This is a genomic window from Amycolatopsis sp. TRM77291, from assembly GCF_054166285.1.
Map to the genome: position 1 here is coordinate 1 of NZ_JBSZHF010000039.1, position 624 is coordinate 624.

The window sequence follows — 624 nt, forward strand, 5'->3', positions numbered from 1 at the left end:
GATGACAGACCACCGACCTCAAAGCTGTCTCTCACCAGGCTCGTAGCTTCACCCTTCCTCTTTTCGGAGGACTCGGAGGAGTCAGAGGGGTCCCCGGGTCCTTGCTCAGCACTCTCACGATTCTTAAGAGAAGGACAGAGAGTGTTAGAGGAAGAGAGTGAGACTGACACAGAGGGATTAAATCGAGTCACCCGCATGCTGAACCAAGCCTTCTCTGAGGCACAGGAGAGACCCGGGCCTGTGAACACAGTGAATAGACATATAAACACAACTAGAAAAAACCAAGACTGGAGTTTAACCCTCAGAAAGAAATACGTAATAATAGGGGACTCCAATGTGTCTAAAATGAGAAATTTCAATTACGAAGACCTACAAATAGACAGTTTCCCGGGAGCTAAGTTTCAGCATGCGGGAAACCTGATTGAAAAGGCCACGATAACGGTGCAGCCTGAGATGGTCATATTCTCTTTTGGCATAAACAACAGAACGCAAAGGTGTGTGCAGAATACCACCAAGGAAATACAGCGCACGTATAAGATGGCAAGAAACAGGTTGCCTAACGCTCGGCTGTATTTCCCGGTCATTAATTATTCTGAGCTACTGGTGTGGGAGGAAAGAATGCAT

1 protein-coding gene is annotated in these 624 nt (G+C 47.1%); it reads left to right on the top strand.

Features of this window, described 5'->3' with window-relative positions; translation table 11 throughout:
• Positions 1 to 195: 195 nt before the first annotated feature.
• Positions 196 to 624: hypothetical protein (locus ACXIZN_RS43260; protein ID WP_457960786.1), on the top strand; the 429-nt coding region annotated here is incomplete at its 3' end.